The organism is Kitasatospora nipponensis, assembly GCF_039528135.1.
Lineage (GTDB): Bacteria > Actinomycetota > Actinomycetes > Streptomycetales > Streptomycetaceae > Kitasatospora > Kitasatospora nipponensis.
Genome location: NZ_BAAALF010000324.1, coordinates 1 through 5,185, shown reverse-complemented (window position 1 = coordinate 5,185; position 5,185 = coordinate 1). Strand labels below are relative to the sequence as shown.

General features: G+C 72.7%; 1 protein-coding gene. It reads left to right on the top strand.

Annotated features, from left to right (window positions below; genetic code table 11):
• Positions 1-5,185: amino acid adenylation domain-containing protein (locus ABD323_RS39380; RefSeq protein ID WP_344446918.1), on the top strand; the 5,185-nt coding region annotated here is incomplete at both ends.

The window sequence follows — 5,185 nt, the reverse complement described above, 5'->3', positions numbered from 1 at the left end:
GGTGTTCCTGGGCCGTGCCGACGACCAGGTGAAGGTCCGCGGCTACCGCATCGAGACGGGCGAGGTCCAGACCGCGCTGCTGACGCACCCCCAGGTGGCCCAGGCGGCGGTGATCGCCCGCGAGGACCAGCCGGGTGACGTGCGCCTGGTCGCCTACGTCGTCCCGGCGGACGCGGACGCGGACGGTGCGGACCTGGCCGCCGACCTGCGGCGGTTCGCCGGGCAGCGGCTGCCCGAGCACATGGTCCCGGCCGCCGTCGTGGTGCTGGACGCGCTGCCGCTGACCGGCAACGGCAAGCTCGACCGCAAGGCGCTGCCCACGCCCGAGTACACGACGGGCAGCGGCCGCGGTCCGGCCACGCTGGAGGAGGAGCTGCTCTGCGGCGCGTTCGCGCAGATCCTCGGACTGGAGAGCGTGGGTGTCGACGACGACTTCTTCGCCCTGGGCGGTCACTCCCTGCTCGCCGTCCGCCTGGTGAGCCGGATCCGCACGGTGCTGGGCGTCGAGCTCTCGCTGCGGACCCTGTTCGAGGCGCCGACGGTTTCCGGCCTCGCCGCTCGACTGGCCGGTGCGGCCACCGCCCGCCTGGCCCTGACGACTGCCGAGCGCCCCGAGCGGGTGCCGCTGTCCTTCGCCCAGCGTCGACTGTGGTTCATCGGGCAGATCGAGGGCCCGAGCGCGGTGTACAACATCCCCATCCCCGTCCGGCTGTCGGGTGACGTGGACCGCGAGGCGCTGGGTGCGGCGCTGCGCGATGTGCTGGGTCGGCACGAGGTGCTGCGCACGGTCTTCGCCGCCGACGAGGACGGGGAGCCGTACCAGCGGATCCTGGGCGTGGACGAGCTGGCCTGGGAGCTGGAGGTCGCCGAGGTCGCGCCGGCCGAGCTGCCCGGGGCCCTCGCGGAGGCCGCCACGTACCCCTTCGACCTGTCGACGGAGGTCCCGATCCGGGCGTGGCTCTTCGCCGCCGGACCCGACGAGCAGGTCCTGATGGTGACCGTCCATCACATCGCCAGTGACGGCTGGTCACGTGAGCCGCTGGCCCGCGACCTGTCCACCGCCTACCTGGCCCGGCGAGAGGGTCGGGCACCCGAGTGGGCCGCGCTGCCGGTGCAGTACGCGGACTACGCCCTGTGGCAGCGACGGCTGCTGGGTGACGACCAGGACCCGGACAGCCTGCTGTCGGGCCAGATCGCCTACTGGCGTGCGGCGTTGGCCGGCGCGCCGGAGGAGCTCGACCTCCCCTTCGACCACCCGCGTGCCGCAGGGACCGGCCACCGGGGACACCGGGTTCGCTTCGCGGTCCCGGCCGACGTGCACGCACGGCTGGCGGAGCTGACCCGGGCCGAGGGCGTGACGCTCTCCATGGTCCTGCAGGCGGCCCTCGCGGTCACGCTCTCCCGTCTCGGCGCGGGCACCGACATCCCGATCGGATCGCCGATCGCCGGCCGCACCGACGAGGCGCTGGACGACGTGGTCGGGTTCTTCATCAACAACCTGGTGGTGCGCACCGACCTGTCGGGTGATCCGACCTTCACCCAGACGCTGGCGCGCGTCCGCGAGGCCGGCCTCGGCGCCTTCGCGAACCAGGACGTACCGTTCGACCGGTTGGTCGAGGCGCTGACCTCGACCCGCTCCCTGACGCGTCACCCGCTGTTCCAGGTGATGCTGCTGGTGCAGAACAACGCGAAGGCGGCGCTGAAACTGGCGGATGCGCGCGCGGGGATGGTGACCCGCGAGCAGTCGGCGGAGCTGGCGGCCGAGGTGACGACGGCGAAGTTCGACCTCGACGTGCACATGGGTGAGCAGTTCGACGCCGAGCAGCGCCCGGCTGGACTGTGGGGCACGGTGACGGTCCCCGCGGACCTGTTCGAGTCGGAGACGGCCGCGCGGCTGGCGGCGTGCTTCGCCCGGGTCGTCGACCTGGTGTCGGCCGATCCGGCGCTGCGGCTGAGCGAGGTGGCGGTGCTCGACGAGGTCGAGCGCGAGCGCGTCCTGATCCGGTGGAACGACACGGCGGCCGAGGTGGCGGCCGCCACCCTGCCCGAGCTGTTCGAGGCGCAGGTCGACCGGACGCCGGGTGCGGTGGCCGTCGCGGGCGACGGCTTCGCCGTCAGCTACGCGGAGCTGGACGAGCGGGCGAACCAGGTGGCCCGGATGCTGGTCGCTCGGGGGATCGGCCCGGAGTCGCTGGTCGCCGTGGTCATGGAGCGCGGGGTCGAGCTGGTGATCGCGCTGCTCGGCGTGCTGAAGGCGGGGGCGGCGTATCTGCCGGTGGATCCGTCGTACCCGGCCGAGCGGATCGGGTTCATGCTGACGGACGCCGATGCGGCGTGCGTGCTGACCTCGTCGGCTTCGGCGTCGGTGATCCCCGATGCGGTCACGGCGCCACGGGTGGCGCTGGACGACCGCAAGGTGCGGATGGAGCTCGCCCGCCTGGACGGCGAGGTGCTGACCGACGCGGAGCGCACTGCGGTGCTGCGCCCGGAGCATCCGGCCTACGTCATCTACACCTCCGGCTCGACCGGTGTGCCCAAGGGCGTCGTGGTCGCGCACCGGGGTGCGGTGAACCTGATCGCGGCCCGCGGCCTCGAGCTGGACGGCGACAGCCGGGTGCTGCAGTTCGCGTCCGTCGGCTTCGATGCCGCGACCTGGGAACTGCTCATGGCGCTGTGGTCGGGCGCGCGTCTGGTGGTCGCGCCCGCCGCCGAGCTGCTGCCCGGCTCGGGGTTGGAGCGCGTGGTGGCCCGCCACGGCATCACGCACACGCTGCTTCCGCCCGCGGTGCTGGGAGTGCTGAACGCGGAGGACCTCGCCCCGGTGAAGACCCTGTTCTCGGGCGGCGAGGCGCTGGGCGCCGAGCTGGTCGCGAAGTGGGCCCCGGGCCGACGACTGATCAACGCCTACGGCCCGACCGAGATCACGGTCGCCGCGACGATGGCCGGCCCGCTCGGCGCGGCGGACGAGCCGCGGATCGGCCGGCCGGTCGTCAACACCGAGGTCTTCGTGCTGGACGACTACCTGATGCCGGTGGCGCCGGGTGTGGTGGGCGAGCTCTACATCGCGGGATCCGGGCTGGCCCGGGGCTATCTGCGGCGGGCCGGCCTGAGCGCGCAGCGGTTCGTGGCCAATCCGTTCGGTGCGGTGGGTGAGCGGATGTACCAGACCGGTGACCGGGTGAAGTGGACGGTGGAGGGGCGGTTGGCGTTCGCGGGTCGTGCGGACGACCAGGTGAAGATCCGTGGTTTCCGGATCGAGCCGGGCGAGGTGCAGGCGGTGATCGTCGAGCACGAGGCGGTGGCCCAGGCCGCGGTCGTGGTGCGCGAGGACGTCCCGGGTGACAAGCGCCTGGTCGCCTACGTCGTCCCGGCCGGCCGCCGGGGTGGCAAGGCCCTGCCTGCCGATGTGCGGACCTACGTCGGGGAGCACCTGCCCGAGTACATGGTCCCGGCCGCGGTCGTCATCCTCACCAAGCTGCCGCTGACGGCGAACGGCAAGCTGGACCGCAAGGCCCTGCCGGCCCCTGACTACGCGGTCGTGGAGGCGGACGCGCAGCGCGCACCCGCCACCCTCCAGGAGGAGATCCTCTGCGGCCTGTTCGCGCAGCTCCTCGGGCTGGAGCGGGTGGGGGTGGACGACGACTTCTTCTACCTGGGCGGGCACTCGCTGCTGGCCACCCGGTTGCTCAACCGGGTGCGGGCGGCGCTCGGTGTCGAAGTGGAGATCGCCGATGTGTTCGAGGCGCCGACCCCGGCGGGCCTCGGCGCCCGGTTGGCCGGCGCCGACACGGCCCGCGCGGCGCTGGTTCCCGCCGAGCGGCCGGAGCGCGTCCCGCTCTCCTTCGCGCAGCGCCGGTTGTGGTTCCTAGGGCAGCTGGAGGGTCCGAGTGCGACCTACAACACGCCTTTCGTGCTGCGCCTGACCGGCGACATCGACAGCGGCGCGCTGGGTGCGGCGCTGTGGGACGTGCTGGGGCGGCATGAGGTGCTGCGCACCGTGTTCCCGATTGCGGACGGTGAGCCCCACCAGCGGATCCTGGCTCCTGACGAGCTGGCCTGGGAGCTGGAGGTGCGCGAGGTCGCTCCGGCAGACCTGGCCGATGCGATCGCCGGAGCCGGGAGCCACGCCTTCGACCTCCTGACGGAGATCCCGATCCGGGCGTCGCTGTTCTCCACCGGAGCCGACGAGCACGTCCTGGTGCTGGCCGTCCATCACATCGTCAGTGACGGCTGGTCGATGGGTCCACTGGCCCGCGACATCTCGACGGCCTATGCGGCGCGGAGCGAGGGACGGGCGCCGCAGTGGGTTCCGCTGCCGGTGCAGTACGCGGACTACGCCCTGTGGCAGCGCGAGCTGCTCGGTGACGAGCGGGACCCGGAGAGCCTGCTGTCGCGCCAGGTGGCCCACTGGCGTGAGGCGTTGGCGGGCGCACCCGAGGAGTTGCAGCTCCCGTTCGACCGTCCGCGCCCGGCACAGGCCGGATACCGCGGATACCGGTTGCCGTTGGACGTCCCGGCCGAGCTGCACGCGCGGCTTGCAAAGCTGGCGCAGGCCGAGGGCGTGACGATGTTCATGCTGCTGCAGGCCGCCCTGGGGGTCCTGCTGTCGCGGCTCGGCGCCGGCACCGACATTCCGATCGGCACCGGTGTGGCCGGGCGTACCGATGAGGCGCTGGACGACCTGGTCGGGTTCTTCGTCAACACGCTGGTGGTCCGCACCGACCTGTCGGGGGACCCGACGTTCACCGAGGCTCTGGCGCGGGTGCGGGCGGCGGGCCTGACGGCGTTCGCGAACCAGGACGTGCCGTTCGAGAAGCTGGTGGAGGAGCTGGCGCCGGCCCGTTCGATGGCGCGGCCCCCGCTCTGCCAGGTGAACCTCACCATGCAGAACAACGCTCGGGCGGCGTTGGAGCTGCGGGGAGCGCGTACGGGCGGGGTGGCGTCGAGCGCCCCGGCGGCAGGTGGCCCGGGTGCAGCGGTGTCCAAGTTCGATCTGGACATGAGCGTGCGCGAGGTCTTCGACGCCAAGGGGCGTCCGAGCGGCCTGCGCGGTGCGTTGACGTTGTCGGCCGACCTGTTCGATCCGGAGTCGGTGGAGCGGCTGGCGGAGCGGTGGGTGCGGGTCCTGGACGTGGTGTCCGCGGATCCGCGGGTGCGGGTGAGTGCGGTGGATGTGTTGGAGGAG